Consider the following 25,122-nt stretch of genomic DNA (forward strand, 5'->3'; position numbering starts at 1 on the left):
CCACCTCTTTAAGGAATTTTCAGAACCCGGCCGACGGCCAGCTTTCGGACCTCATGGTCCTTGATTCCGTTCAGTTTTTGGATGTCCGCATGACGGGAACCGCTGCCGAGCAGCTTTTGGGCAATGCTCCACAAGGTGTCGCCTTTGGCAACCGTATAGGAGGTTGGTTTTTTGCGGTCATCCGGCCTGTCTTTGGTTTTCACCGCAGCGGCCTTTTTGTCCTTAACCGGCATAACCTTGCGTGCCCCATAGAACACATAGCGCTTAAGCGTGATCGAGAACTCGATATCCTCCGGCGATCCGGACATCGTATTCCAATTGAAACTTTCGATGGAGGCCGCCATGTTGATGCCAAAAGACTTCATCGCCCGCACCACATTCTTGCCATCCGTACCGCTCAGCGGATCGGGAACAAGCCCCGTCATGACAAAGCGAACAGGCCTTCGAGACTCCATCCAGCCTTTAATGGTATTTACGTATTCAATCGGAAGCTTCAGCTTCTGGTCAGAGCCTAGATGTACAAAGGGGTACACTCTCCCCGGAAAAAAGCTTTCAAACGAGATCTCCGTCAGCTTCGGGTGCAGAATCGCATTCACTTCGCCAAGCCCCGCGACCGTATAGGATTTGCCTTCACCGCTATCCTTGACATCAATCCGCTCCGGATTCACCGGAAATCGGAAAACCTCCTCCTGGTTATTGAAGCTCAGAAAAAATCCGTAATCGCTCATGCTACAAATACACCCCCTCGGCACTGGACACAAACTGCTCCTCCAGCGTTCGGTTAATTCTCGACATGATCGTATCGAGATCGGCCCCCGAGTTAATATCTCCCGTCGTCATCTGCACAGTCGGCGTCAGGGTGATCATATTGCTGATCGCATTCACTTCCGCCAAATCGCGCATCACCTTTAGATCCTCGCTTGCCACGTCCACCGAGTTATCCACTTTACCAATGGAATCGATGCTGCCGCCCGCAGGGGCTACCGGGATTGGAGCCGTTGGCATGGCGGGCATGGACGGGGTTGGGGTGGTTTTCGGAACGGTAACATCGTATCCGGTTTTGCCGTTGTTGTATTGTTTTAAAAGATCCTCGTTGTTCTTGCCCAAGTTCTTATCAGGCATGAATTTACCCTTGAAGGTATCCATCGAAAAATCTTCTATCGCTTTCTGTCCCGTATCCTTAAAATTCGTAAAGTCTGCTTTATACTCAATCTCGGCGATTTGCTTGGTATCTACGCCTAGAACTTTACCGAAAAAGCCCGCTACCGCGTTCACACCTTTAATGATCCCGTTAATGACGGAAATGACCGTGTTGACCGTGTTTTGCGCCAGATCGACAATGAAGCCGAACACGTTACTAAAAACCTTTTTCAGTCCTTGTGTGACTACACTCCAAACACCGAATGCTGAAATCACGGCGATAATTAAAGCAATTAAATACATAAGTGGATTCGCATTAATAATCATATTAAGAATCCTCATTGCTCCGGCTTGGATGCTGGTTGCTGCCGTTAAGAGATTCGTTTTCATAGCTGCAGCTAGTTGAGCGGCTCCATAACCTAAAGCAACGATTCTACTGGTTATTAGCCCAATATTGAGGATTCCTAGTAATACAGCTGCAAACGTAATGATGGGCAGTAACCCCATAAATATGCTGATAACGTTCCAGATTGCCATTCCTACGCCAGAAATCGCACCTTTAATAAATTCCCATGCCGGTGGCACCAGTTCTGCAATCCACATAAACACTTGGACCAATACAGATAACCCAATTGTTAAAGCATCAATGAACGGCTGAAATGCTCCTGATTCAAATGCGGCACTTATCATTTCCATTAACGGCATAATGGCTGCCAAAGCTCCAGTTCCAATCTGAACAAACGAGTTATCCACTAGTCCCAGCAGCTTCTGCCACTTGTTAACGGGAGAATCCATCATTGAGCCTAATGCTTCTTGCGTCATGCCGGATTTTTGAAGCAGCTTATCCATGGATGAGAGAAACGCAGTAAAATTGCCCTTAGATGAGGTAATTTCCGCATTGAAGCTTTTGATTTGGGCATCAGGAATATTAAAATTTTTCGCTAAAGAACTAGTATCTCCGCGCATTGCACTCATAATTGCCTCTGTTGCATCTTTAGAACTCTTGTTTCCTGACGACATCATGCTCATTCGATCGGCAAAGCCAGTAAGCTGCGTGAGTTGATCCGAATTTTTGGTTGCCGACATAAAGGTCAGTGCGTTTTCTAGAGATTGATTAACATCCGAGCCCGTCTTCAGCGCATTATTCTTAAAAGTCTGAAACATCGCAGTTCCCACTTCTGCATTGCCTGATTTTACTTTAAATAGATCTTCTAGCTTCTGTTCCTGAGCAGCAGGAGCAATAGTCGCCTTGACGACAATTTCTCCCGCTTTATATGCCGATTTGGCAAATTTTAACGCTTTGCTAAGGGCGCTCGCTTTCTTCTCGCCTTCTCCCATTTTTTGATTCATTTGTTCGATTCCATCCACGACTTTTTCGGTCATCTGAAGCATTTTTTCTTTATACGAGACAGATTTTGCCGTTGAACGCGTTAATTTTTCTTGCTCTTCCTTAGCCTTAGTAATCTGTTTGACAACCTGTTCGTATCCCTTTTCAAACTGCAGCCATTGACCAACCAACACATCATTGGCCATGTTGTTAAAGTACGACAGCGCATCCTTTACACTCGCCATTCCTTCACCCCCTTCTTCTACAACCTATCTCCGCTTCCGGACTCGCTCCAGCTTCTCCTTCTCCACCCGCATCGAGATCATGGCATAGATGGCGGCCCGTTCCCGGACCGTCATCGCCATGAGTTGGTGAGGAAGGATGTGCAATTCGTGGAGGGCGTAGTACGCATAGTTCGCGTCACCGTCGCCCTCTTTGATCAGTTTTTTACGTCGTCCACCAGTTCGTTCATATCGCGATCAAAACCGTTAAGGCCTTGGACCCGCTCGCCAAGCGCGGCAAACTCGCCGGGCAGCAGCATTTTGCGGAGCAGGGACTCTGCACCGAGCACGCCGTAGGATTTTTGCAGCTCGCTGTTTTTCAAATCCGGGTAAATGACGCTCGATACCATCAGCTTCGCCATATAGTCGTTCGGGTCGATTTCCGGCGTGAAGACGCCATTCTTACCCTTGACCTTACGCGTAGCCGCTTTGCGGCACTCCTGGTTCTCCTCCTCCGTGATACTGCGCAGCTTCCAAGGAACGGGGCTCCCTTCTGCGTTCTTAAAACGAACAGAGACCACGAATTCCTCCGTGATCTCCGCAGACGACTGGCCAGAAAAAAACATACTAAAATCGCTCATATTCCTTCCTCCTCATATATGAATAAGTATTAAGCCAATGGGTTAAACGGCGTCTCAATCCGCACATTCTCAAACGTGAAGGCCACTTCTTCCTCCAGTGCCTCCGCTTCCGTGTCTAGAGATGCCATAATCACGCTGTCCAGGTTGACCCCTTCCAAAATCACCGTCTGACGTCCCGTCGACGAGCCCGGATCCTCGTTGCGCACTTCGATCATGAAGTAGGCGTCTTTGCCGGTCTGAATGTATTCCATCATCAGCTCGCGGAACAGCGTGGTCACGTAATAAATGGTCATCGTGCCGCTGCCCTTCCAGCCAATGGCTTTGTGCTGCACAGCGCGTTGGCCCATCGTTTTCAGCTCGGCTTTTTCCTTCTCCACCGTAGCTTCCAGTGTTTTAATGTAGAACATTTCCTCCATACGGTCGCCAATCTTGACGAATGCCTTGCCCTCTTGCCCCGAAATCGTGTCGCTTGCCCGCAAAAATGCCATCTTAGACCACCTTCACTTTCATGTATACTTTTTCAATCGCATCCACCGGCTGTACCTTGATATCCACAAACAGCACATCGCCTTCCGTGCCCGGCATCACCACAATATCTTCGTTCGCATCGAAATTTTGGATAGCCCCGATGTTCTGCAAAGACGCAAAATACGCCGCGCATTCCGCCCAAAACAGCGTCCGGCCATCCACATTGTTGTCTACCTTCCCGATATAGGACTTCTCGAAAATCAGCTTCAGATCATTCGCAATGCCATCCAGGACGCGGACCACACGGTTTTTGGAAAAATGGCGCGCTTTGGCCGGCTCAATCGATGTAAAACTGTTAATATCCTGCTCGACCACGGCTTTGCCGCCGCTGTAGCTGAACAAGAACTCGCCCTTCGTGAGTGCCGCTTCAATCTCCGTATGGCTTAGACGAACATCGGTATCCACCGCTTCATCGTAAGCCGCATACGTCAAGGATTCGTTGACCGCTGCCGCAGCCGTGGCTCCTGTGACCCAAGCCACCGACTTCACCTTGTCTAATATGGTTCCGTCGGTGAGAACAACGCCATTTTTCACGGAGATGATTCCTTCATAATCCGCAGTTGGATAGTCGGACATTACAGCTTGAACCTTCTTGCCTTCCTGTTCGCGAAGCCGCTTGACGAAAGCGGTATACAAGGACTTGAGCGTTGGGTCTGCAGACAACAGGCCAACGGTCTGGAAGTCTTGGACCTCAAGCGCGGCAAGAAAGTTCACATGCTCTTGGTTCGTCACGGTGCCGTTGGCGCCGCCAGTCAGAGCGAATCCTGCCGTTGCCGCCAAATCGCCGGTATCCGGTGCGAAGGTTACGTACAGGTTCGGCTGCAGTTCTTCTGCACTAGCTACAAGCTGCTTGTCCACAGCTTTGCCGCTCAGCAGCGTGCTGACCACAAACTTGCCGGGATCATCCACCGCGTGCTCAACAACGATCTGGATGTCATTCCCACGCTCTCCGCCGTAAAGAGCAGTTGCTTTCAGTCCGGCAACCGAGCCGCCAGCCTGTACACCGCTGTTCAGGCGGTACAACAGGAGTGTGCCAGCACGCTTGAGGGTTTCTTTTACCGAGAGCAGCTGCGGTGCCGTGATATCATAACCCAGCACCTCAACCAGATTGGTACCTGGTTTGATCGTCAGCATCTTTTGCGGCTCTCCCCATGGAAGGGACAAGCCCAGTGCGGCAATCCCCCTTTCACCTACGCGCCCGATCGGCTGCTCCTGCGATGAGATTTGAGTGTAAACGCCTGGTCTTACTTTGTTGGGTGTTGTCCATGTTCCTCCGGCCATTTAGATGACCTCCTTTTTCAAAAATGTGGTGAGTTGCTCTTTCGCTTGCTGAACGGTGTACGTTTTGCCCACTTCGAGAATGGCGCTAAGCACATCCTTTTCGCGATTACTAAATTGATTGGATTGTACCAGTTGGTGTTTGTTGAACGTCGGTGCTGTTTCTTTTTACTCATTTCAAACCGCCTCCCTGTTTCAATGTTTGCATCTTGCTTTCCGTTTCGACCTGATCGGTCGTCAGCTGAATGACGTACTCTGCGCGAAAATATCCTTCTCCCGATGTCCCATCATTCCCCGTTGGTCGCTCCCACGCCACTGACGAGGCGCGACATGGACGACCTTCGACATCAAGGGATGTCAGGCACTCCAGCATCTCGTCCATGAGCGAGGACACCGACTTCCCAGTAACCTGAACGTAATAGATCTTGAAACGAAAACGAGCCGCATATCGATTGGTCGATATCGGCTCGAACTCGGCTAGGGTTAGCTCGGTTTGGAAGTATGGTGGTTCTGGTGTAGGAACGGCATCCTCTCTTAAAACCATTTCAATTTCTGAAAACTTCCTCATCAAAGTTCCCTTCAAAGATCCCTGCATTTCCTGAACAATCATATTTATTGTTCCTCTCTTCAACTGGATGTCTGTTATGGTCTTCAATTTAATTCGGTATGGAAAAGATAGTTGCAAATTTTGCAATGCTTCGGCAGTTGCCTCATTAGCGAATATGCTCTATTTAGCTTTTCATCCAAATTGTCTGCCTTGGCTTTGAGCCGATTCATTCGTTGGAGCATTGCCATTGTACACCGTCCACTTTACTTCTATAAAAACATATGTTGTAGCAATATGCTCTTCTGCGCCTTCGTCATGAGTGAGTGGTTCACATCTATTCAAAGAATGTTCAGGGCCAAGAAATGAAGCCGTCCCCGTAACCTACATAATGGACTCAGCTTTTAACTCGTCATACTCTTTCCGGATTTCCTGTGGTACGCTGTCTTCCTCGCGCCGACCAGCTTTGACTAGATCAAGGTAAATCTTCGCAATTTTTCGTTTATCCATCTACATTCCGACTCCCATCAATTGCAATTCAAAGAGTAAGGCGATGGCTTCCTTGTTATCGAAATCAGCTGCCTTCAGTTCTTCAACCTCAACGGACAACGGTTTTTGAAATACAGATGGCGCTTCTGGTTCGTTGGGGTCTCGGTATAAAAATTTTAGCTCTAACGTATCAGGTTCAACCCACCAATCATCTGCAGCTTCAAAGTCTCGATTCAATTGACCATATTCAAGTTTTAAGCAACCAACTGTTTCAGGCGATCGCTCAGCAAGGGCCGTGAAGGTTTCAAAGTCTTCCTCTGTAGTGGTCTCTCGTACAGCCCCACTCAATTCTCCCCTTGTGTAAATAATTGCACCTGTGAGCTTATCAAAGTAAATTTTTCTGCCTAGAAATATCATACTCATCCCTCCTTGTTAATTATCCGAACGCTAACCAGGTTAGAATTGCACCCGTTAATGTATAGCTATGGGCATTGTCCTCAGATAAACCCGCCCTAACGGTAAAACCGTTAGCCCTTGGTGTGTAACCGGACAGAGAGAACGAACCTCCCCTATCACTCCCGAACGAGTCCTGTGCCGCCAATCTAGAGCTAAATGCTCCATAATCCGTCGAAACAAATGCCGTGCCGTTCCTCTTCGACCAGCCTGTCGTCGCCATATGGCAAATAACTAGCTTAGGCGTAAATGTGAGCGTATTAATCACCAATTCATGGAACAAGTAACTTGTCTGATTCGATGTCACGGTTACCGATCCGGTCGCATACTTAGCGGAGTTAACACCATCAATTAACGATCCTACCAGTTGCCCATTAAACATAGATACTCCATTTTTCACATTCCCCGAATGCAGGTTTGGTTCATGATGCCTAACCCACTCCACACCCTCTAACAAATACCCATTCGGTACGCCTAGATAAAGATAGGGAACCGAGGTACCTGTCGAGTAAGGCCCAAAAGACACTCTATTACCATCTGCATTTATATGTGAATCTATGTCAGGCCTTCTGATTGGTATTGAACCTTGCAAGCCAAACATATTGACATCGGATCGATAGTGCCAGGGCTTTAAGTTAGGTTCAGCAGCTTGTAACTGTGCGGCTGTCACCTTGATCTCACCATCACCAGAACCACCTTTTTGGTAGCCCTGTTCAGGATAGACAGCTAAGGCGCCGTCAGGCCATCTCGCCGTTCCTGTGGCTGCTCTAGTGCCCGTTAAAACAGGTATTGTCCCTGTTACTGGACCACTTGCATTCGACGCCGTTTTACCTGCAAGGATGTCTGCCGCTGTTGCATTACCCGTTGCCCGGATCACCGCTCCAATCTTTGGAATAAGCTGTGCCCATGTTTCGCTTGTGGATGCCTGAATGCCAATGGCAATAAGCGCGGCAACCACTTCCGCTTTACGCTCATTGCCAGCTTGAAAAGCCTGTCCCACCGCCTTCTCCGTAGCCGCCACATTCTCCCTCGTCCCATTCGTGGCGCTGGATAGCTGCACAATCCCCTTCTCTGTCAACGAAGCTTCCGGAATATCCACATCGATATTTCCGAGTTCCTCCCGGACCTGCCCCACAGCCTCATCAATCTTATCCCAGTTCTCATTCAGCATCGTCTCGATGTTAAAGGTTTCATTGCCATCCACCATCGGGTCTTTCTTCAACAATCCTAAATTCGGTGTGTTACTGGACAACTCAAACACCTCCTGCAAATTTGTTTAACGGCGTCTGCCCCAGCTCGCCCAAAGTCAGCACGTCATGAATATCGCGTATCAGCAAGTAGTTGAACGCATACGCCACCGCCAGATGCGCCGGCTTGATCTCCTCGATCGCCGACTTTAAGTCCTCCAGATTCGGCGGGATGCCAAGCGTATCCACGAATTTAACCGTGAAGCCCCATTCCTCGGGTTGAAAAGACACCTCAACCGTGCCGCCGTCGTAAGCCTCCGCCACATTTTTCACGAGCGCACCGGAGAAGGTTCCCGCTCCCCGCAGCTTGGACTCCAGCACCGCCCGCCGCTGCTCGATCGGCTTGTTTCGGTCGGTGGGAATGCCGAGCTCCATCTCCCAGCGTTCCAACCCCCAGGTTGCTGTACGGACGAAGAACTGGTCTGCTGCAGAATTCAGCGCTTGGTAAAGTGCGTCCAGCTCGCTGCCCTTGGCATCCATATCGGATTGCATGACGCGGGAGGTCTCGTAATAAGCCGGAAGATAAGAAAACAGCTCGCGACCGCGCAAGCTGTTCATTCGGGCATTATTCACTTACGCTCACCGTCCCCAGCACCGCTACCTGACCGGAGCCTATTTCGATGTTTTGCTGCTCGGTATGGCCGTTAATCGTCAAATCCGAGTAGTCGACGATAATCGGGATATCCAGCAGTACGGCGGCAATACGAGTGTATCTTACCAACGGATCTTTCCTATTAAAAGCAATCTGCTGTAAATACGCCCGAACGCCGTCCTCGATCAGCTTCCGAATTTCGTCCATCGTCGAAGGCTGCTCCTGCGTTCGCTGCACTTTGACGGAGATATCAATCGCCACTTCCGCCGCAGGCATCACCGTGATTACCGGACCGGCCGGGGCAACGCCTTCGCCCTGTCCATCCTGGGACGGGTCAATGTACTGCTGAACGGCGTCCACGATATCCTGGCTTGCCGCACGCTTGTCCGTATCTATGAGATATAGCCCAACGGTGCCGGGCCCTTTCCACAACGGCGCCACTTCCACACCGCCAACGCCGGCAATCTCATTGGCCCACTGCATATACTGTGCTTTGTTGCCGCTCGTTCCCTGGCTGCGGACTTTGGCGTAAAAACGCTCCAGAAGCGACTGGTCGCTTTCGGTATCCGTCCCGCTCCGCGTCGGTTCCGGGTTCGTAACCGATGTTATCCCGCTGACCGACGTCATCATAAGCTGAATGACGCCTGCAGGAACATTCCCGCTGCTGCCCGGCGTAACCGCGCGGATTGGCGCCGTGCCGGTACCCAAATCACTCAGCGTCACCCCTGACGTAGTCACATACTCCACGGAGGATTCACCGGAGCCCTCATCGGCTGGCGTAGCGACATAGGTTCCGGCAGGAACGATCGTCCCCGGCTTCCCCGTAAACACAACGCTGCCGGACGAAGCGACCGCTTCCCTCCGGGTAATCCCATGCTCTGCCGTCCTCAGATCGAGTTCGGCAGACCGGATATCGGGATGATCGCTTGCCACGGTGCTCGCAAAGCCCCGACGCAGCAGCTCCTGCGCCCACAAGGCAGCCTCAGACAGCATAAAGGCAACCGGCGCCTGCGCATCCCAAATAAAAGAGCCCTCCGACTTGTCAATGTCCGAAGGCACTTTGTTCAGCATGCGGTTCATAATGTTCTCTTCCGTCTGATCCAACAAATACAACGGCAAATCTGCCATCAGATCACCACGCTTTCTATGATTTCCGTCTCATCCCGTACGCTCGTAATGCGGCAGCTGAAACGGCAGGCTTCTCCTTCCCATTCAAAAAGAAATTGATCCACGCTCTCCGTCCGCGCGTCCGCCAGCAGCGTCTCGGTTACCATGCGCTGAATTTCGCTCTCTTGCAGAGATCGGTCGTAGCCTTTGCCGACCAGCTCCTCCAGCTCGCTGCCGTAATCGCGCGTATAGATCAAATGGCGATAACGCGGCGTACGGATCGCTTTTTCGCACCAGATGACCCAGGCTTCCTTGTCGTCTGCAACCGGAATCTTCCGGGTGGGAGTCATCACGAACTCGCCTGCTTCAAAATCATACCGCCAGCTCCGTCCAAAAACAGCTCCTTCTCCCTCCAGTACCTCCGGATCCGTGGCATTTGTCCAAACCATGTCCTCGTTCTCGGGAAACAAATTAGCCACCGCTGCTCACCACCTTGCATACAACCACCACGTCATTGCCGCTGTTGACCCGAACGGCCAGCACGCGGTCCCCCGGTTTCAAGCCTTTTCCCAGCTCAAAAAGGGTATCTTCGACTTCATTTTCTTCCACATCAAATGTCATACCCTGCTGCTGTCCTCCCAAAATGGCGGTACCAGCAGCCGTATAACGGGGCAAGGACAGCATTCCCGGCAGCTCCGCCACCATATAGTCCTGCAGCTCATGCTTAAAATCGTCCAGCTTAAGTCCCGTCGAGGTTATCGTGCCGAGCACGGCCCCTACGCCGCCCATGGCTTGACGGGTTTGCTTGTTCAAAGAGGCATATAAGGAGGACGCCAATTGTCCATAGGGGTCTTTATTCAAGATAAAACCTCCTTTTTACATCGTCATAACTCCCCAGCTCCAGCATCATGCTCCCGGGACTTCCCAGCTCCCGGCTGACGGAAATCACGAGCAGCTTCATCGAGCCCAGCATGACCGCATCTCCAGCGCGAATCGTATTGACATCAGGTGCATTAAGGGAGATCGTCTCCCGAATCCCCCTCAGTTTGCTTCGGGCCAGCTGGCGGGCAGCCGCAGGCGACTTCACTTCATCATCCTGAATGATCGCTTGGAGTTGGCCGTATTTGGCGATATCCTTCTCCTCGATGGCCATTACCTTGGAAGGAACCTCTTGCCCCGTCTCGCTGGCGGCTGTCGCCAGCACCTTGACCTTGGTCGCCGCGCCCTCCAACGTCCGCGATTGCGTGGTATCCGTGATAGCCTCCAGGATGTAGACTTCTTTGTTCGTTCCCAACTCGTACAGCTCAAACCCTGAAGAGATCATCCGCGGATGATACAGCTTGCCGCCTGCTTTGGCCGTCTCCCGCAAATCAGCGAACATGCTGGCATAAATCGACTGCGTCCGGTAAACCGAACGCCCCAGCTGCTTCTCGGTATCCGGCAAAACGGCAATTTTCAGGTTCCAGTCCGCCGCATACTTTTTGAACCGCTGGGTGGCGGTCTGCTTCGCCGGGAACAGATATTCATCCTCCGACTTGTCGAGGTATACCGTCCGATCGTACAGTGTGAGGGTCATCCGCTTCACCCCATTATTGGAGGTTTCCACTTCCCACACGACAGCCGGGTGCAGCAGGGGGATATAATCTTTTTTACCGTATGGAATTCCGCTGATCCGGATCGCCATTCCCGGCGAAATCGGCGGCATATCCGGCGTGACGACCAGATTGACGGTCCCCTGGTAAGCGACTTGTTCAAGCGAATCCCGCAGGTTGATAGCTTCCACCAAGGGAGACAGATCGTATTGATCCTGCAAAATCACTTTGTAACTCATGACAGCACCAGTTTCTGCCCGGGCTTGATGGCGTTCGGATCTTTGCCGATCATTTTCTGGTTCAGCTTGTAGATCTGGTTCCATTTCGAGCTGTCCCCGAGCTCCAGCTTGGCGATTTTGGAAAGCGAGTCTCCTGCCTTCACGATATACGTCTTGTTCTTGTCCTTCATGTCGGCCCGGAGCTTTTTATTGGTTCCTGCTGCCCCGCTGCTGCCTGCCGTTTTGGCCACCTTCATGTCGCTCCATGTCCGGAGCGTGATGTCAAAATACACATCCCCAACCTCCCCGCCCCGGAACGTGGACTGATGGGAGGCGACATACACCGGCACGTTCACCGCCGTCTGGGTAATGACAAATTGCAGCGGCGTTTTATATGCCAGAAACTCGTTAAGTTTATTCATCGCGGTTTGCGGTTTAATATGATCTCTCTCATGGCCTTTACAAAAAGCTGCATCATATTCTTGCGGAAAAAAGGAAGAGAATGATATTTCCTTGATCCGATTACCTTGCGGAAAATCAAACTCCCCATAGTTGAGAATCGTGGCCGTTTCCAGTCCCTTTTGCCTTGAAATGGTTACCTCTTCCGGATTAACAGGGAATCGGAAAGTCATGCCTTTGCCGTTCTTCAAAATAAACTCCACCTTGGGCCTCTCCTTTCTGTATGGATGCCTTCGGACCCGCTTCATACTTGTCGTTAACCATCATCTTCAATAGGCCATCGGAGTCGGCTTCCGGTTCTGGGCTGCTTTGCTGAATTCGGCTCTTAGCCGCTGCCCGATCAGAAGAATCAATCCTTCTACATCGATCGGGTGCTCCTCATGCACCATTACCTGTACCGCGCCCGAAGGTAGATTGTAATTCACGGTTGTCTCCGTTTTGAAATCCATCAGCAAGCCGGATATCGTGCTCATCTGCTCCGGACTGATCTGAACGGATTGCGGGGACGTCGGCTTCCCTGCAAAAGCTTGGTTTTGCGCTGCACTCGCGGGCGGCCCAATAGTACTCATGCTTGTGGTATGGCTAGGCGGCATATACGGGCCGTATGTCTGTTTCGATGCTTGATTAGGAAGCAGTGGCGCACTTACATTTGCGGGAGCAGCATTTGAAATTATCGGTCCTTGAACAGCAACCGCCGTTGAGCTGGAAGGTGATATCTTTGGAGCATCCTTCGACTGCACGGCTTCCTTGTCTTTTTTCCCGAAAGAAAACGTCTTGGAGAACCACTTGGTGACCTTCTCCTTGCTTTCTTTGAGCGAATCGCTGATACCCGTAATGGCGCCGCCCACCTTCTCGCCAACAAAACTTCCGACGGTCCCGCCAAGCATGGAGCCAACGAATGTGCCTGCGCCCGGAACCACAGAGCCAACGAAACCGCCGATTGTGCTGCCGATACCGCCACCGATGGCAGAGCCGATCGCTTGGTTACGCTCTTTCCCTGGTGCAGCGGAAGCGATTGCGGCCGCATCAGCTATATAACTCAACGGGCCAAGGGCGCGTTTGCCAATACCCTTCATCAAGCCGGAGTCTAGGGTGCTTTTGCCAACACTCTTTACCACGCTCGCTTGTGTGCCGCCTTTCGCAGCTTGTTTAGCTGCATTGGAACCTACACTTGTCTTGGCAGCACCCCTTACACCTCCGGAAACGATACCGCTGGCACCACCGCCACCGAACATCCCCTTAGCGAAATCTGAGGCTTTCTTGATTAGATCCAATGCCCCTTTCCCTAGGTTGCCAGCGGATTCAATAACGTCTCCCGTTTTTTCAGCTCTGCTAAAAGCCTTGCCCCACTTTGTTTGAGGCTTACCCGCTTGTTCTGTCTTAGGAGCAGCAACCGTGCTTTGATTGGCCGAGCGCCCTCTATTTCTAGGACCAACCCTTCTGTTTTTGTCGACCACAGGACGCGTGTTTGTTGCAGATTTATCTTTACCCCAAGAATCAAACATCTTTTTTGATTTATCCTTCATTAGCCCCCCGTTTCGAAGCGTGGAGCCAGCCAAAGAGACGATTCCTAGCGCAACTATCGCCTTATCCCAAAAAGATTTTTTACCGTTCCCGTCCCCTGACTTTTGCGACTCAAGCGTACTTGTAAGCTGATTTACCGCATCCGTATTCGCCTTCAACGCATCAATCATCGGTGAGAAATCAATCCCTGTTGCCTTCAAATCCACTTTAACACTCGTATCAACCTGCTTCTGCACATTCAGCTTCACATTTGCCGAGGCCTGGATGACTTGTGACTTCACCCGCTGCATTTTGGCCAGCAGGTTGTCCAGCCCCTTCGAGGCGCTGTCCTTCAGCACGATTTCTGGCGCCATGCGGGTACGTCCGATTCGCATGACGCGTCCCTGGATCCGCTCAAAATAACGCTCCATCGCCCGCAGCTCGCGGTTGGCCTTGATCACGTTTTTCGGATCGATGACCAGATTCATACGATAGTTCATGGCTTCAGCCATTTCGTTTCACCTCCTGTTCACTTCACACTCTGACCGGCCATGCCCTCGATCTCCTCCTGGGAGAAAGCAAGCAGCAGCAGGCGCTCGCCTCGCGGGAGCCGCCAAAAATCTCCGGGACGAAGGTGATGCCGAACCCATAGATGATACAGCATCGTCGTCATTCCCCCGGAGCCGATCAGTTTTTTAGGTCAGCAATCTCGACCCCGAAGCCGGACAGCTCCAGCACTTTATCGCCTACGGCATCCAGTTCTCCGGCCAGCAGCATGCGGCGGACCGCCTGCTCTCCCCCCGACAGCTTCAAGCGGCTCGTAATCCGGGGATCGCCCCAGCCGCTGAGCGTCAAGCCCTTCACCGACAGACTGCTCGTCGCTTCGGAGATGAGCAGCGCATTAAAGGTTTCGGTATCCACCTTCTCGTCCACCGCGCCCTTCACCGTACGGCGAACCGTGCAGCGCTCGCGGATGCTGTCCACCTTGCTTGAAGTCAAGCCCTGCAGCACCATCTGCATATCCAGCCGCTTAATGCGCACCGTTTCCTCAGGCAGCTTCTCTGCCGCTTCAAACAGACTGTCCAAAATTTGCTCTTCGCTCATGTTCTCGTGCAAGCTCATGCGTATATCTCCTTTACTCATAAAATAGTAGCCCTAAACTTAGCGGGCGACGTTCGCCCGAACCAGACACGCCATGCCGGGCGAAGCCCCGCTTATTGGCCGCGCTCAAGCCATGCTTAAGGTAAAAACAGCCCTTAATCCCCCTGAATCGGATCCAACAGCTCGTACCCCTCAAAGGTAAACGAGGTTTCCTCCTGCACTTCCTCGCCGGCCGTCCAGTTGGCCAGCTGGATTTTGTCCGGCATGCAGCGGATCAGGCGAACGCGCTCATGGCCGTAGGATTCGGGATCGTCCAGCTTGGAGATGATATCGAATTTGGTGAAGCCGCGGGAGATCATATCGGAAGTGACCTTGTACCCGCTCATTGTGCCGGTTCCTTTTTTGCTGCCGTTTTTGTGCACAGTCCAGTCGTTGCCGACCAGCTTCAGCTCGCGCTTCTCCAATTCCACGCTGGCTTCCAGCTTATTAATGTGCGTCTGCCAGACCCCGTCAATATATGCCTGGCCGTATGTCCCCATAATGACTCTTGAAGCATCCAACATATTAAGTTCCTCCTCGATTTCGTTAAGTTTTTAAGAAAAACGTTGCTGGACGTGCATCCACAGAAGGCAATTCGGTTCTCATCTTAAATGTACTGATCGCTCTTCTCGTTATTGCACGTAAAACGTGCCGAACAGCTGCTCCATCACGTCGGTCAGCTTCACGTTCCATTGCAGGAAGACCTGGTCCGGTTCCGGCGTGTTCACGGCGGAATCGCCATAGTAGGCCGGATCGAGAATGACGTCATAACCATCCGGCTCGATGACATTGCTCAGCGACAACGAAGCGAGATATTCCTTTACGGCGCCGATCAGCGCGAGTCGGCCTTCCTCGGTGTTGTTCACCTTGCCGATGTAGGTCTGTTCCGCGGCCAGCTGCAAATCCGCATGGATCGCATCCATCACGCGGATGGAACGGATTTTTTTCCAGGCATTGTTTTGGCCTTCCGCCGGATTCACCAGCGTGTTGATGCCGCGCAGCGCCTTTACCTGACGACCGTCGTAGAACAGGACGAATACGCCATTGCGTACGGCCTGCTCCTGTTCGGAGCGCGTCCAGCGGCGTGTCACGTCCTCGAATGGCGTTACCGCGTATGTAGCGGATTGGTTCAAGCGCTGACCGGCAATAAGCCCGGCCACGTAAGCAGCCGTCTGCGCGGAACTGTAGTTCACGCCGGACAGACGCACGCCCGTACCCACATTGATGATCCCTTCATGGTTCAATGCAAGCGACCGGTCTGCTGCCAGCTTGGCTGCATCCTTGGAGATATCGTCCGCCGCGCTTCCGCCGAATACGGCCATCACGCCGCGTCCTTCTTGACGGAGACGCTTTACCCAGGCCGCAAAGCTCTGCAGCAGAGCCATATCCGCAGCGTAATCCAAGGCGAGTACGTTAAATTCCTGGCCTTCGACTGCATCCAACATCTCGATATAATCTGCATTCGTCAGGCCGCCGTTGCCGCTCTTGCCTCCGGACAGCGCGGCTCCGTTCACGTCAGCGGGAACGCCGGACGTTTCCAGTGCGGTTGCCGTCACCCAGAGGTTCTCGGCGTCTTCGTTGATCTGCGCCGCCATCGACGCAGCGGATCCGTCTGGGCTGGAATAGGTGCCAAGCAGCTTGGCGCCTTCATAGAGGCGAAGCTCGCGTGCAGTCGGGTCGATCAGCGACGGCTGCACCGTTACGGAGAAGCCGTTGCCGCGGCTGCCCGGGTATTTGGCCTGAAGCTTCAGCACGTCCGAAGGCGCAGCTTCCGCGTTTTGAAGCGTCACGCTAGCCGCTGCCGCCGTGTTGTCCGCCAAACGATAAGCCAGCAGCTTTTTCGGACCGCCGAGCAAGGCCAGATAAAGCGTCTCGTAAGCGGTAGCGCCATCCTGGCTATCCGCGGAATACAGCTCGGAAATCGCGAACTCGCTCCCGATTTCCACGAACTCCCGCACCGGTCCCCAATTGGCTTTGACCGGCACGACGACCGTACCGCGACTGCCGCCCTGAACAGCCGACGCGGCTGCAGCCTTGAAATTCATATACAAACCCGGCAGTACCGGTTTATTCGTGCTTTCCCATGTTCCACCTGCCATGATTAGACCACCTTCGCTTTCATGAATTGTTGGATTCTTTCTTTGACCTCGGTTACCGTGAACTGCTCTCCATCTGCCCCATACATGGCACCTGCGAGCACTTCCGCCCGAACCTGGAACAGTTCATGGGCGTGTGCTTCAAGTTCTGCCAAGGCATATCGGGAAGCGCTGCTCCCGCTAGCTTCGGATTTGAGTGTTTTTTTCACAGCCATACTGGCCACCTCACTTTAAGATAGGATGAATGTTAACGCGCCTGATCAAGGCGGCTTCCTCCGGCGAACGGTTCTTCCGCTGAGCCAGGGTCAGCTTCAGCTGACCGTCCAGAATGGGATCGGCCTGCATATCGGAGGAAATTTCCACAACGGATAAATAACGGCGTTCCTGTAAGTCCAGAACCAGCTGGACCTGGGTGCCTAGCTCCTCCACCAGCCTTGCAGCCGTGAGCTGCTCGTCCGCGGAATCCAGGGAGGCGATATGCCCGATAAAGGTTTTGCGGACCTCGAACATCGAAGCTCCCGCCATTCGGGTCTCGCAGCCGGTCATCCGCCATAATACGGCGTGATCCTCCCGCCCCGCGGGCCATGCCGTATGGTAGATGCGCCAAGGACCACCCAGCATATCTCCTGTCCAGCCTGTCAGCGTATTCAGCCATTCATCCGGCTGTCCGACGGAGTCTGCCCCGGATGCCTGCGGCATATAGATGCCGAATCGCAAGACCCGGATCAGGTTGCCTGAAACAGAATCAAGCTTGTCGGCCTCCGGAACACCCAAATAATGAAGCTTGAATGCATTTCCGTCGGCTCCGGCAACCCGCTTGCGGTGAAGTCCCTGAATGAGTAAATCCGCCCATCGATCCAATTGCGGCAGATCGGAACGATCCCCATGCAGCTTCAATCGCACCACCTGCCGGTACCCGGCCCATGAGGATTTCCAGACGTCCTCGCCGAGCGTGATCACGGCATATAGCGGTTCGCTTACCCCGTCCGGCGGATGCACGTCATATACATGGCCTTCAAGCTCCGGAATGAGGAATGCGACAGCCTGTTTGACCGCCCCTCTCATTCCGCAGTTTGCCGGACGCTCTCCGGTCGGCCATAGGACAGCCAGCTGCTCAGAACGATCACATGCTTGTGCAATATGGCCCCCTCCTTTCTTTTCATATAAAGAATCGGAAATGAGACGCCCCAGGCATCAACCGCAGCAAAAAACCGGTCCTTCTCAAGGCCGGCTCACATCGACTGTGTGTGTGTTCGGTACGCTCTGTTTTGCTTCATTTCCGATAATACAATCTTACACCCCTAAATCGGATGCGCTGACGCCTTATGGGACGGTTCATGCTGAACTTTAAGCGGAATGTCGGCAGAAAATAGTACGAACTCATGTTCGTATTTATAGTTGATTTCCCAATCTTAACTTGCTTTTCCCGTGAAATGCTGCCTTCTATATTAGGAATAAAAAACCGGAGGACCTCCATTATGAGGTCCTCCGGTTTTGCTCGATGTGATGATCCATGCTCGCGTTTGTCAGCTCATTTTGCTCTTGGCGGCTTTCTCCAATTCCTGCAGCTTCAGCAGTCCTCTGTCCGCCAAGGCCAAGGCCAATTTATAAAAAGCCCGGGTGCGGATCTTCGTGTACGTGTCCTTGCTGACCGGCGGCTCGAGGATATGGTTGTACACTTTGTAATCGAATACGTCGTCCTGCTTCATGTACCGTTCCCGAATCAGGATCTGCTCCCGTTCGCCAAGCCGTTCCACGATCGATTCGATCGTTTCGCAATACTGCTTCCTGGCCGCCGGCATATCTACATTATATACGGCAACCGCTGCCGTTTGGTCCGAGGTGACGTTGGTCGGTCCGTGGAACCTCTCCGTGTAGGATGCGGTCACGCTCATCTCCCTGACTTCGAATGTAATGGTTTTATAAATGCGATATTTTTCGAATATCGCTTCAACGGCGCTTTGGGTCTTTCTGCGATCCAATTCCGGTAACAATGGATTCATTCGGAAACACTCCCCTTTTATTGTCATGGTCAAGCTTACAATTTGCCATTTGGCAGAAGTCGGTTCTTCATCTTATGTTCTCATATTGTTCGTATTTTTCATTAATATACCACTATTTGGAGACCGGCGTAAACCTTTAAATGTACGAACTATATAGAGGAATATGGGACATCCCTCTCATTTTCTTGCCTTTTGGCAATAATCCTCTCTTTTATTTTACCTATTGGCAAAGGATGGGGATGCGTTTATACTATATGTAGATGTTTCAGATGGACTATGGTGAGGAGTGGCCGGAACGTGGAACGCATATTTGGATCGTACTTGAAAGAGATGAGGGAGAACAAAGGCTGGAGCATCAATCAGCTGGCCCAGGCCGCCGACATCAGCGGATCGCAGATCTCGCGGATCGAGAATGGGCTGCGGGGCATACCCAAGCCGCAAACGCTGCGCAAAATGGCGGAGGCGCTCGAGGTTCCCTATGAAGAGCTGATGAACAAAGCAGGTTATCTGCAGCAGGATGCCGCCAAGCACGAAGAGATACCGGCTCCCGCTTGGGCAACCTCCAGGGATAAACGGGATTTCAAGAAAATGCTCGAGGATGACGGCGAGCTCATGTTTGACGGGGTCCCTCTGAGCGGGGAGGACAAGCAGCGCATCAAGGACGTCTTGACCGGACTGTTCTGGGAAGCCAAGCAGATGAACAAACGCAAGAAATAAATCCACATGCATAAGGAGATACATAACGATTCTTACGATTCAACCAAAACCAATATTGCAGGTGAACTGCCATGGATGATCATTTACAACCTTTAATCCGTCAGCTGATCAAAAAACATCACACCAACTGCCCCTTTGAAATAGCGGCTTCCTTGGGCATACATATTCGGTTCGCAGATTTAGGCCAGACGACCAAAGGACTGTATTTCCGTAAACTAAGACGGAGATTCATCGTCATCCACAATCAGCTGCCGCCGCCGTGGCAGCGCTTCGTATGCGCGCATGAGCTGGGGCATGACCGTCTTCATAAGGGAATCAGCCGTTTTTTTCTGGAGGAGCATTCCTATTTCAGCCCGGGCAAACTGGAGCGGCAGGCAAACCGCTTTGCCATTGCCCTGTTGACCGCAGGTCTCGCGCCCGGAGCGGGAGAGTCCCTGCACGAATTCTACCTGAGAGCCGGCATTCCGCAAGAAATGCTATATTTTTTTAGATTTTAGACGAACATACGTTCCTTAATAGCGTTCATTCGACCATCGATGGGCAAAAAAGAACCCGCCTTTGGCTTGTCGCCAAAAGCGGGCTGCTGGGGAAGCCAATTCTTCCATTGGATAAGAAAGAAATTATCCGTGAGGAAGGCAGAGAGACTTCATCTATTATTCGGTCCGTTTAACTGCGCTCATAACGGTTCAAAGATGGCAACCTGCCGCTTGCCAATCTTCAGTTGCTGAATTCTTTTAAACCGGTCATGCTTTAATTTCTGGCCTTTGTCGGAAATGACGGCAACCACCGAACCGGCAGGGTCCAGGATTGCATGTATGCCGTTAAAAAAATCCTCCACCGGCGCCTGGCTTCCGCCGCTCCAGCTAACCATGTCGCCGTAAGGGAGATCGGTCATGACGATCTGGGTCCCCGTGCAGGAGGCCAGGCTTTCCTCCGGTTGGGGCTGGGTAATATCGGTTTGAAAACAAATTGTTTCTTCCAAACGGGACATTCTTATCAGCTCCCTCAGTCGGTCAGCGCTTTCCAGCGCATCCTGGTGGGATGGCTTATGATAGAGCGCGAGCAGCTCTTTCAGCTGTTCGGTGCGCTGTTTAAGCCCCTCTTCACGGAGCAGCGACAGGTTCTTCCCGGCGATGCCGAGCACCTCCGCGTTAATGTCCGAGCCGATCATGCGGCGAATGCGCCGCCCGTGCAGAAGGCCCACCACCGTCAACAGATACGCCCCGCCGCAGCAGGGATCGTATAAGGTATATGGCCCTTGTACGCCTTTTTCCTCTAATATTTGAAAGCACCGCTGGGCAATCTCGCTAGCCAGCCTGACGGGAAACGACGTCGTTCCCTGCGCATTATACAGCACCCGGCCGCTGGCGAAATCCTCGTAGCTGCGCTGGGCTGATTCATAGATATATTCCATTCGAATGATTCCTTCCATCCGGCTAAAGCCTGAGTAGTTTCCAATGATTCCTCATACAGATTAACATCCCTTGGCCATATCTCAAAATCCGGTTCCGGCTCCCTGCTCACAGTTTCAACGAACGGTTTACCTTTCCCTCCGATAAGACCAAAGGTCGGTTCGGCACGCGTAAAACCGCAATAATGTCGCGGTGGAAGCATGATCACAGCTAACAGAAGTTTCAAAACCTCTCTCGATCCGACCATAAAAAGCCCCTGAACGCAGGGCTTGTATGCTATAATTTGGGAAGTACAATATATCGGCTAATAAGGGCGGTCGGCTAATCTCCCCAGGATGGGAGGTGATGCCATGGAAGTATACCAAACATTGACGCTAATGATCTCGTTCGCGACGCTGGTGGTGTTAATACTTTCGTTTCATAAGAAAAACCGTCTATCGACGTACATTCACAGAAGACAGACCGCGTTTAGAGGACGTTTTTCTTGCGATTATCGAATGAGTTCAGCTTCGCTGAAAACTTATAAATTCTATAATCTTAAAAAGAAATAGACCGCCCTTGGTCAGGATCACGGTCTATTTCTGATCGGATTTCCTATAGTAAGGCCGCTCTTATAGCGGTACGTTGTACGCCGGGATCGTGTTCGCGCACGGTCCCTTTTACATTCTATACACATTATAACGGAGTTTATTCACAAATGCCAAGCCTGGCTTGAAAAATCGCGCGCATGATCGTCTCCTGCCGCCTCTACTTATCCAGATGGGACATATAATCAAACGCCGTCGTGCCGTACACGTTCTTGAAATGCCGGTTCAAATGGGCAAGATCCGTGAAGCCGCATTGGGTCACGGCTTGATATACATCCCGGCTGTCCTCGATCAGATGCTTGGCACGCTCCACTTTACAGTTCAAATAATACTGGTAGGGCGACAGCCCCGTATTCGCTTTGAAGGTACGGATGAACTGATACTTCGACATCCCGAACTCCCCGCTCAATTCGTCCAAACGGAGGACATGCTCCAGATGATCGTGCATCATGTCTTTCGCCTTCCGCGTAAATACGCTGTCCTTCCGGCTGTCCGGGTTCAGAATATCCTCGTTAAAATGCCCCGCCAGGCCCAGCAGCAGCTCGCTGCTCTTAGCCTCCGGCTGACCCGTGAAGATCGACCTCGTCACATTGAGAATGCTCTGCCGCAGTCCGGCATGATATACGATCGGAGATTGGAACCGCACGATATCCTTTTTCTGAGTCAATTCCAGAAAGAGCTCCGGATGAATATAGATCATCACATAGTCGATGCCCGTTCGTTCCTGGGACCAGCCATCATGATTCTGCTCCGGATGGAACAGCATGACCCCGCTTTGGTAAGAAGCCTGCTGGCTGCCGTCAAGGGAGTACTTCTGTATGCCGCGCAGCGTAACGCCGAGGGCATACTCTTCGTGGTAATGCTTCTTGTATTTGAAATCCGTCAGGCTCGCGGATAATGCGGTGATGCCCACCGCTTTTTTATAAATAAACTGCTCCATCTTCCTTCACCCCTTTATGAGCTCCGGTATGCCGGATACGACGATGGCCGAATACAGCAGAAACAAAGCCAGGATCGTGTTGGTCGTCCTCCGATATTTTTGCATAATTCCTTGAAAAAGGCTACCGCACACGGCCCAGGTCATATACGCGGACAGCCCGATTAACGAAACCGCCACAACGAACGCCGAAATGACGGGGCCTGCCGTATAATGCGGCATCACGTAGCTGGGAATGACCGTCAGCGTGAACATTACCACCTTCGGATTGAGAAACTGCATCAGAAATCCAGACGTAAAAGAAGCCGTTTGGTTAACGCCGGACTTGGATACGTCCATATTATACACTTGATACGCAAGATACAGCATGAACAGGCAGCCGGCTACCCGCATGATCGGCAGAATGATCGGCATGCCGGAGGACAGCAGCTGGCCTAATACGACCGAAGCGGCGATTAATAAGAAAAAAGCGATGGAGGCACCGGCTATGTAGCGCAAGGTCTTCTTCATGCCGGAGTTCTGAACCGAAGACAGAATGACGATATTGGACGGTCCCGGCGAGAAGGCCACGATAAAACAATAAATAAAAAACGAAGACAGGTTCATGATGATAGCTCCTAACAAAGGAATTTCCTTTGTCATTATAGAGCCGGACGCGAAGCGGGGCATAGTACATTATTGCAGCAGAACAAGAGCCGTAACGAGTACGGCCCTTGAGCGAAAATCATTTCATGACACCGCCCCTCAATGACCGGACTGGTGCGTCTTCGGTTGCTCCTGAGCATGCGCGCTCCCGGATAAATTGAGCAGCACGACCCCTGCGATGATCAGCAGAATCGAGAAAACTGTCTTTCTTTCATATCCGATATATCAAATGATCCCGGCGTGTTTTCGATCGATTCGTCTCGTCATCCAATATTGAAATAACGTTGTTATAAGGATTACTGATTGGTATTTTGATTCTCAGTTGGGTAAACAAAAGATCTCCGATGAAAAATCCCAACGAGTTCCATAAATAGAGCGAAACAGCGCCGAGTACAATAATCAAAGCGCCGGAAAACGCATTGCAGGCCACTTCGATGCTTGATAGCAATGGAGAACAAGGAGTTTCCTTGCGTAAGCAGCTTCTTATCAAGGATTTTGGGAAGCGCCGACATTTGAGCCGGATAAAACCACATGTTCAGCGTCATTAGTATCGGCGTAATGGCAAGCACTAAACCGACCGTCAAAAAGCCGAAATAATGCGCCACAGGCACAATGAGCAGCAGCAGGGCCTAAAGAGCGCTGGGTATATACCAGCAGCCCCCGCAGCGGAACACGGTCGATCATGGGACCGAAAACAATTGAATGATCATTCTTTGTTAATATTACACGCATCATCCAACCCGGAAGCCTTTTGAAAGGTCGCTGCGCGAATCATGCGGCTTATGCAGCAGTTCATCGGCGCGGACGCATTCATACCCTTGGATATGGACCGTGTCAATCACTTCCTCAAGGCTTGCGATCATTCTGCTAGGGGCATCAGGCTCCGCCCCCCAAGTATCTCCGCTGTCATGCAGCAAAATAATCGAGCCAGGCTCAAGCTGATCCAAGATCCGTTCTTTGAGCGGTTTGTTCTTGCTCCCCTTGCCCCAATCCCACCCCATGATCGACCACAGCACGATCCGGTATTTTCGCAAAGCAAATAAATCGCCTAAATTCAAAATCCCCCATGGAGGACGGTAAAATGCCGGGCGCTCGCCCGTGATTCGTTCGATGATATCGGCAGACCGGTGGACATGCTTATTCCGGATATGGCGCGGACTCATTAGCCAATTGGGAAGATGGGAATAGTTGTGAATCCCGATTTGATGCCCTTCCATGTGGATGCGTTTCATAAGCTCCGGGTATCGCTCCGCTTTGCTGCCCAGTACAAAAAAGGTCACCTTGATCCTTTTTTTCTTGAGAAGATCCAGCAGTTTAGGAGTATGCAGCGGGTCTGGGCCATCATCAAAGGTAAAAGCGATCTGCCGGCCACGCCGACCGCGCAGGGTTACTCCAAATCCCCAGATCCGTGTGATAACATATGGAATGATCATATAGATAAAGACAAACATCAGCAGCAGATTCAGCATCACCATACTCATGCCGTTTCCTTAGAATAACGCAAAAGCAATGATTTTCTGGTCAGCATCAGCATTTTGGGCACAAGCTTGGGAGCATTTTTCTTCGTGCGTTCCCGGCCCACCGGATGCAGCACCTTGAGTAAAAGCCGCAAATAATAAGTAGAGAACAGTCGAAACCCCTTGGATTCCAGCGGATGCAGCTCAAAACCGAGCCCGTGAATAATACCGCGGTGCAGCAGCGTTATTCCAGTCAAAGCTTTGACCTGCGCAAGCTCCGGTTCCGTCTCCATCGCCTCGCTAATTTGCGTGATCGATCTCCGCAGCATTCTTGCGGTCAAAAGTGCGGCCCGGTCAGCCCCCAGCTCTTTGGAAAGCTCCAATACCTGCCGGTTGTCCAAATGGAGTTCACCGACCCAATCCCCCGAATAAATCCACTCTCCGTCCTGGCACTTCAGGTTTTTTCCATGATGCCGGCGGATGACCAGCTTGCAAATCCCGTATCTTTTTAGTCCGGCGCTGCGCAGTTTCGTGATTTGATCAAAAACCGCTTCCCAAGCCATCCATACCGACTGAGCGCTTGCCTTCGTAATGGTAGCTAACATGTTCATTATCGGTCACATCTTTCCTTTTCATTTTTGAATCGGTCTTCTGCAGTTAGACCTCGCCTTTATTCCCTGCAGGAAGGCATTTGTTTAGTTAGATTGCGGAAAACCAGAAACCCATGCCATTATTTTAAAAAATGATTCTATCTTTTCCCTTTCTTGTTTCTTAATGTTTTCTTAAGTC

31 protein-coding genes are annotated in these 25,122 nt (G+C 51.7%); 3 read left to right on the forward strand and 28 right to left on the reverse strand.

Annotation, left to right across the window (positions count from 1 at the left end):
• Positions 1-8 precede the first annotated feature (8 nt).
• The 23 genes from HMPREF9412_RS24875 to HMPREF9412_RS24980 form a co-directional block, all read right to left on the reverse strand.
• The gene (locus HMPREF9412_RS24875) at positions 9-728 is read right to left on the reverse strand and encodes a LysM peptidoglycan-binding domain-containing protein (RefSeq protein WP_009594598.1); all 720 of its coding nucleotides are present in this window, start codon (positions 726-728) and stop codon (positions 9-11) included.
• A gap of 1 nt (position 729) precedes the next feature.
• On the reverse strand, positions 730-2,712 hold the full coding sequence (locus tag HMPREF9412_RS24880) for a hypothetical protein (RefSeq protein WP_009594595.1): 1,983 nt from the start codon (positions 2,710-2,712) through the stop codon (positions 730-732).
• Between the two features lie 194 nt (positions 2,713-2,906).
• The gene (locus HMPREF9412_RS24885; RefSeq protein WP_009594559.1) at positions 2,907-3,329 is read right to left on the reverse strand and encodes a phage tail assembly chaperone; all 423 of its coding nucleotides are present in this window, start codon (positions 3,327-3,329) and stop codon (positions 2,907-2,909) included.
• 29 nt (positions 3,330-3,358) lie between these two features.
• Positions 3,359-3,817 (reverse strand): phage tail tube protein, encoded by a 459-nt coding sequence (locus HMPREF9412_RS24890; RefSeq protein WP_009594586.1) that lies wholly within the window; start codon positions 3,815-3,817, stop codon positions 3,359-3,361.
• Between the two features lies 1 nt (position 3,818).
• Positions 3,819-5,138 (reverse strand): phage tail sheath family protein, encoded by a 1,320-nt coding sequence (locus tag HMPREF9412_RS24895; protein ID WP_009594588.1) that lies wholly within the window; start codon positions 5,136-5,138, stop codon positions 3,819-3,821.
• Between the two features lie 169 nt (positions 5,139-5,307).
• Positions 5,308-5,745, reverse strand: coding sequence for a phage tail terminator family protein (locus HMPREF9412_RS24900; RefSeq protein WP_009594592.1), 438 nt, complete (start codon positions 5,743-5,745; stop codon positions 5,308-5,310).
• A gap of 318 nt (positions 5,746-6,063) precedes the next feature.
• Positions 6,064-6,189, reverse strand: a complete 126-nt coding sequence (locus HMPREF9412_RS33485; protein WP_009594597.1) for a CD1375 family protein — start codon at positions 6,187-6,189, stop codon at positions 6,064-6,066.
• Positions 6,190-6,585 (reverse strand): hypothetical protein, encoded by a 396-nt coding sequence (locus HMPREF9412_RS24905; protein WP_009594578.1) that lies wholly within the window; start codon positions 6,583-6,585, stop codon positions 6,190-6,192.
• 19 nt (positions 6,586-6,604) lie between these two features.
• Positions 6,605-7,873, reverse strand: coding sequence for a phage tail protein (locus HMPREF9412_RS24910; protein ID WP_009594573.1), 1,269 nt, complete (start codon positions 7,871-7,873; stop codon positions 6,605-6,607).
• A gap of 1 nt (position 7,874) precedes the next feature.
• Entirely contained in the window at positions 7,875-8,426 is a 552-nt protein-coding gene (locus tag HMPREF9412_RS24915; protein ID WP_009594602.1) for a YmfQ family protein, read from the reverse strand.
• Positions 8,427-8,433: 7 nt separating this feature from the next.
• Positions 8,434-9,588 (reverse strand): baseplate J/gp47 family protein, encoded by a 1,155-nt coding sequence (locus HMPREF9412_RS24920; protein ID WP_009594581.1) that lies wholly within the window; start codon positions 9,586-9,588, stop codon positions 8,434-8,436.
• Positions 9,588-10,046 (reverse strand): DUF2634 domain-containing protein, encoded by a 459-nt coding sequence (locus tag HMPREF9412_RS24925; RefSeq protein WP_009594613.1) that lies wholly within the window; start codon positions 10,044-10,046, stop codon positions 9,588-9,590. The genes HMPREF9412_RS24920 and HMPREF9412_RS24925 overlap by 1 nt, the downstream gene beginning before the upstream one ends.
• A complete protein-coding gene (locus tag HMPREF9412_RS24930; RefSeq protein WP_009594603.1) occupies positions 10,039-10,428 on the reverse strand; it encodes a hypothetical protein in 390 nt (129 codons plus the stop codon). The genes HMPREF9412_RS24925 and HMPREF9412_RS24930 overlap by 8 nt, the downstream gene beginning before the upstream one ends.
• Positions 10,421-11,398: an XkdQ/YqbQ family protein gene (locus HMPREF9412_RS24935; RefSeq protein WP_036673557.1), complete on the reverse strand. Its 978-nt coding sequence runs from the start codon at positions 11,396-11,398 to the stop codon at positions 10,421-10,423. Before HMPREF9412_RS24935 ends, HMPREF9412_RS24930 begins: the two co-directional genes overlap by 8 nt.
• Positions 11,395-12,039 (reverse strand): LysM peptidoglycan-binding domain-containing protein, encoded by a 645-nt coding sequence (locus tag HMPREF9412_RS24940; protein ID WP_009594591.1) that lies wholly within the window; start codon positions 12,037-12,039, stop codon positions 11,395-11,397. Before HMPREF9412_RS24940 ends, HMPREF9412_RS24935 begins: the two co-directional genes overlap by 4 nt.
• A gap of 66 nt (positions 12,040-12,105) precedes the next feature.
• Positions 12,106-13,851: a hypothetical protein gene (locus tag HMPREF9412_RS24945; RefSeq protein WP_009594576.1), complete on the reverse strand. Its 1,746-nt coding sequence runs from the start codon at positions 13,849-13,851 to the stop codon at positions 12,106-12,108.
• Between the two features lie 17 nt (positions 13,852-13,868).
• Positions 13,869-14,003: a hypothetical protein gene (locus HMPREF9412_RS33620; protein ID WP_279300460.1), complete on the reverse strand. Its 135-nt coding sequence runs from the start codon at positions 14,001-14,003 to the stop codon at positions 13,869-13,871.
• A 23-nt stretch (positions 14,004-14,026) separates the two neighbouring features.
• Positions 14,027-14,461, reverse strand: a complete 435-nt coding sequence (locus HMPREF9412_RS24950; RefSeq protein ID WP_009594601.1) for a phage tail assembly chaperone — start codon at positions 14,459-14,461, stop codon at positions 14,027-14,029.
• A gap of 134 nt (positions 14,462-14,595) precedes the next feature.
• A complete protein-coding gene (locus HMPREF9412_RS24955; protein ID WP_009594594.1) occupies positions 14,596-15,003 on the reverse strand; it encodes a phage tail tube protein in 408 nt (135 codons plus the stop codon).
• 108 nt (positions 15,004-15,111) lie between these two features.
• Complete coding sequence (locus HMPREF9412_RS24960; RefSeq protein ID WP_009594577.1) at positions 15,112-16,578, reverse strand: phage tail sheath family protein; 1,467 nt, start codon at positions 16,576-16,578, stop codon at positions 15,112-15,114.
• A gap of 2 nt (positions 16,579-16,580) precedes the next feature.
• Positions 16,581-16,790 (reverse strand): hypothetical protein, encoded by a 210-nt coding sequence (locus HMPREF9412_RS24965; protein ID WP_009594564.1) that lies wholly within the window; start codon positions 16,788-16,790, stop codon positions 16,581-16,583.
• A 10-nt stretch (positions 16,791-16,800) separates the two neighbouring features.
• Positions 16,801-17,640 (reverse strand): hypothetical protein, encoded by an 840-nt coding sequence (locus tag HMPREF9412_RS24970; protein ID WP_009594584.1) that lies wholly within the window; start codon positions 17,638-17,640, stop codon positions 16,801-16,803.
• 461 nt (positions 17,641-18,101) lie between these two features.
• The gene (locus HMPREF9412_RS24980; protein ID WP_009594587.1) at positions 18,102-18,578 is read right to left on the reverse strand and encodes an ArpU family phage packaging/lysis transcriptional regulator; all 477 of its coding nucleotides are present in this window, start codon (positions 18,576-18,578) and stop codon (positions 18,102-18,104) included.
• Between the two features lie 297 nt (positions 18,579-18,875).
• Here HMPREF9412_RS24980 and HMPREF9412_RS24985 point away from each other — a divergent pair, with 297 nt between their 5' ends.
• Together HMPREF9412_RS24985 and HMPREF9412_RS24990 are read left to right on the forward strand one after the other, a co-directional pair.
• The gene (locus HMPREF9412_RS24985) at positions 18,876-19,295 is read left to right on the forward strand and encodes a helix-turn-helix domain-containing protein (protein ID WP_009594555.1); all 420 of its coding nucleotides are present in this window, start codon (positions 18,876-18,878) and stop codon (positions 19,293-19,295) included.
• Between the two features lie 71 nt (positions 19,296-19,366).
• Positions 19,367-19,792 carry an ImmA/IrrE family metallo-endopeptidase gene (locus HMPREF9412_RS24990; protein ID WP_009594580.1) on the forward strand — a complete coding sequence of 142 codons (426 nt, stop codon included), beginning with the start codon at positions 19,367-19,369 and terminating at the stop codon, positions 19,790-19,792.
• 179 nt (positions 19,793-19,971) lie between these two features.
• Here HMPREF9412_RS24990 and HMPREF9412_RS24995 read toward each other — a convergent pair whose 3' ends face one another.
• Complete coding sequence (locus HMPREF9412_RS24995; protein WP_009594600.1) at positions 19,972-20,709, reverse strand: hypothetical protein; 738 nt, start codon at positions 20,707-20,709, stop codon at positions 19,972-19,974.
• 348 nt (positions 20,710-21,057) lie between these two features.
• On the opposite strand from HMPREF9412_RS24995, the gene HMPREF9412_RS33735 reads away from it, so the two are divergent.
• Positions 21,058-21,258 carry a putative holin-like toxin gene (locus HMPREF9412_RS33735; protein WP_009594596.1) on the forward strand — a complete coding sequence of 67 codons (201 nt, stop codon included), beginning with the start codon at positions 21,058-21,060 and terminating at the stop codon, positions 21,256-21,258.
• Between the two features lie 196 nt (positions 21,259-21,454).
• Here the strand turns inward: HMPREF9412_RS33735 and HMPREF9412_RS25005 are convergent, their stop codons facing one another.
• From HMPREF9412_RS25005 to HMPREF9412_RS25020, 4 genes are all read right to left on the reverse strand, one after another.
• Complete coding sequence (locus HMPREF9412_RS25005; protein ID WP_009594583.1) at positions 21,455-22,234, reverse strand: AraC family transcriptional regulator; 780 nt, start codon at positions 22,232-22,234, stop codon at positions 21,455-21,457.
• A gap of 6 nt (positions 22,235-22,240) precedes the next feature.
• Positions 22,241-22,837, reverse strand: a complete 597-nt coding sequence (locus tag HMPREF9412_RS25010) for a LysE family translocator (RefSeq protein WP_009594608.1) — start codon at positions 22,835-22,837, stop codon at positions 22,241-22,243.
• A gap of 770 nt (positions 22,838-23,607) precedes the next feature.
• Complete coding sequence (locus HMPREF9412_RS25015; protein ID WP_009594593.1) at positions 23,608-24,357, reverse strand: polysaccharide deacetylase family protein; 750 nt, start codon at positions 24,355-24,357, stop codon at positions 23,608-23,610.
• A complete protein-coding gene (locus HMPREF9412_RS25020; protein ID WP_009594563.1) occupies positions 24,354-24,944 on the reverse strand; it encodes a YkoP family protein in 591 nt (196 codons plus the stop codon). Before HMPREF9412_RS25020 ends, HMPREF9412_RS25015 begins: the two co-directional genes overlap by 4 nt.
• Positions 24,945-25,122: the final 178 nt, after the last annotated feature.

Origin of the sequence: Paenibacillus sp. HGF5, from assembly GCF_000204455.1 — a bacterium.
Classification (GTDB): Bacteria; Bacillota; Bacilli; order Paenibacillales; family Paenibacillaceae; genus Paenibacillus_AQ; species Paenibacillus_AQ lautus_A.

Coding starts and splice junctions, on each gene's coding strand:
- HMPREF9412_RS33735 (WP_009594596.1), top strand. CDS start 21,058: ATGGAAGTATACCAAACATTGACGCTAATGATCTCGTTCGCGACGCTG.
- HMPREF9412_RS24980 (WP_009594587.1), bottom strand. CDS start 18,578: ATGAATCCATTGTTACCGGAATTGGATCGCAGAAAGACCCAAAGCGCC.
- HMPREF9412_RS24970 (WP_009594584.1), bottom strand. CDS start 17,640: ATGAGAGGGGCGGTCAAACAGGCTGTCGCATTCCTCATTCCGGAGCTT.
- HMPREF9412_RS25015 (WP_009594593.1), bottom strand. CDS start 24,357: ATGAGTATGGTGATGCTGAATCTGCTGCTGATGTTTGTCTTTATCTAT.
- HMPREF9412_RS24935 (WP_036673557.1), bottom strand. CDS start 11,398: ATGAGTTACAAAGTGATTTTGCAGGATCAATACGATCTGTCTCCCTTG.
- HMPREF9412_RS25010 (WP_009594608.1), bottom strand. CDS start 22,837: ATGAACCTGTCTTCGTTTTTTATTTATTGTTTTATCGTGGCCTTCTCG.
- HMPREF9412_RS24945 (WP_009594576.1), bottom strand. CDS start 13,851: ATGGCTGAAGCCATGAACTATCGTATGAATCTGGTCATCGATCCGAAA.
- HMPREF9412_RS25020 (WP_009594563.1), bottom strand. CDS start 24,944: ATGAACATGTTAGCTACCATTACGAAGGCAAGCGCTCAGTCGGTATGG.
- HMPREF9412_RS24895 (WP_009594588.1), bottom strand. CDS start 5,138: ATGGCCGGAGGAACATGGACAACACCCAACAAAGTAAGACCAGGCGTT.
- HMPREF9412_RS24955 (WP_009594594.1), bottom strand. CDS start 15,003: ATGTTGGATGCTTCAAGAGTCATTATGGGGACATACGGCCAGGCATAT.
- HMPREF9412_RS24990 (WP_009594580.1), top strand. CDS start 19,367: ATGGATGATCATTTACAACCTTTAATCCGTCAGCTGATCAAAAAACAT.
- HMPREF9412_RS24950 (WP_009594601.1), bottom strand. CDS start 14,461: ATGAGCTTGCACGAGAACATGAGCGAAGAGCAAATTTTGGACAGTCTG.
- HMPREF9412_RS24995 (WP_009594600.1), bottom strand. CDS start 20,709: ATGGAATATATCTATGAATCAGCCCAGCGCAGCTACGAGGATTTCGCC.
- HMPREF9412_RS24880 (WP_009594595.1), bottom strand. CDS start 2,712: ATGGCGAGTGTAAAGGATGCGCTGTCGTACTTTAACAACATGGCCAAT.
- HMPREF9412_RS24890 (WP_009594586.1), bottom strand. CDS start 3,817: ATGGCATTTTTGCGGGCAAGCGACACGATTTCGGGGCAAGAGGGCAAG.
- HMPREF9412_RS24915 (WP_009594602.1), bottom strand. CDS start 8,426: ATGAACAGCTTGCGCGGTCGCGAGCTGTTTTCTTATCTTCCGGCTTAT.
- HMPREF9412_RS33620 (WP_279300460.1), bottom strand. CDS start 14,003: ATGCTGTATCATCTATGGGTTCGGCATCACCTTCGTCCCGGAGATTTT.
- HMPREF9412_RS24885 (WP_009594559.1), bottom strand. CDS start 3,329: ATGAGCGATTTTAGTATGTTTTTTTCTGGCCAGTCGTCTGCGGAGATC.
- HMPREF9412_RS33485 (WP_009594597.1), bottom strand. CDS start 6,189: ATGGATAAACGAAAAATTGCGAAGATTTACCTTGATCTAGTCAAAGCT.
- HMPREF9412_RS24965 (WP_009594564.1), bottom strand. CDS start 16,790: ATGGCTGTGAAAAAAACACTCAAATCCGAAGCTAGCGGGAGCAGCGCT.
- HMPREF9412_RS24960 (WP_009594577.1), bottom strand. CDS start 16,578: ATGGCAGGTGGAACATGGGAAAGCACGAATAAACCGGTACTGCCGGGT.
- HMPREF9412_RS25005 (WP_009594583.1), bottom strand. CDS start 22,234: ATGGAGCAGTTTATTTATAAAAAAGCGGTGGGCATCACCGCATTATCC.
- HMPREF9412_RS24875 (WP_009594598.1), bottom strand. CDS start 728: ATGAGCGATTACGGATTTTTTCTGAGCTTCAATAACCAGGAGGAGGTT.
- HMPREF9412_RS24900 (WP_009594592.1), bottom strand. CDS start 5,745: ATGATTGTTCAGGAAATGCAGGGATCTTTGAAGGGAACTTTGATGAGG.
- HMPREF9412_RS24905 (WP_009594578.1), bottom strand. CDS start 6,585: ATGATATTTCTAGGCAGAAAAATTTACTTTGATAAGCTCACAGGTGCA.
- HMPREF9412_RS24920 (WP_009594581.1), bottom strand. CDS start 9,588: ATGGCAGATTTGCCGTTGTATTTGTTGGATCAGACGGAAGAGAACATT.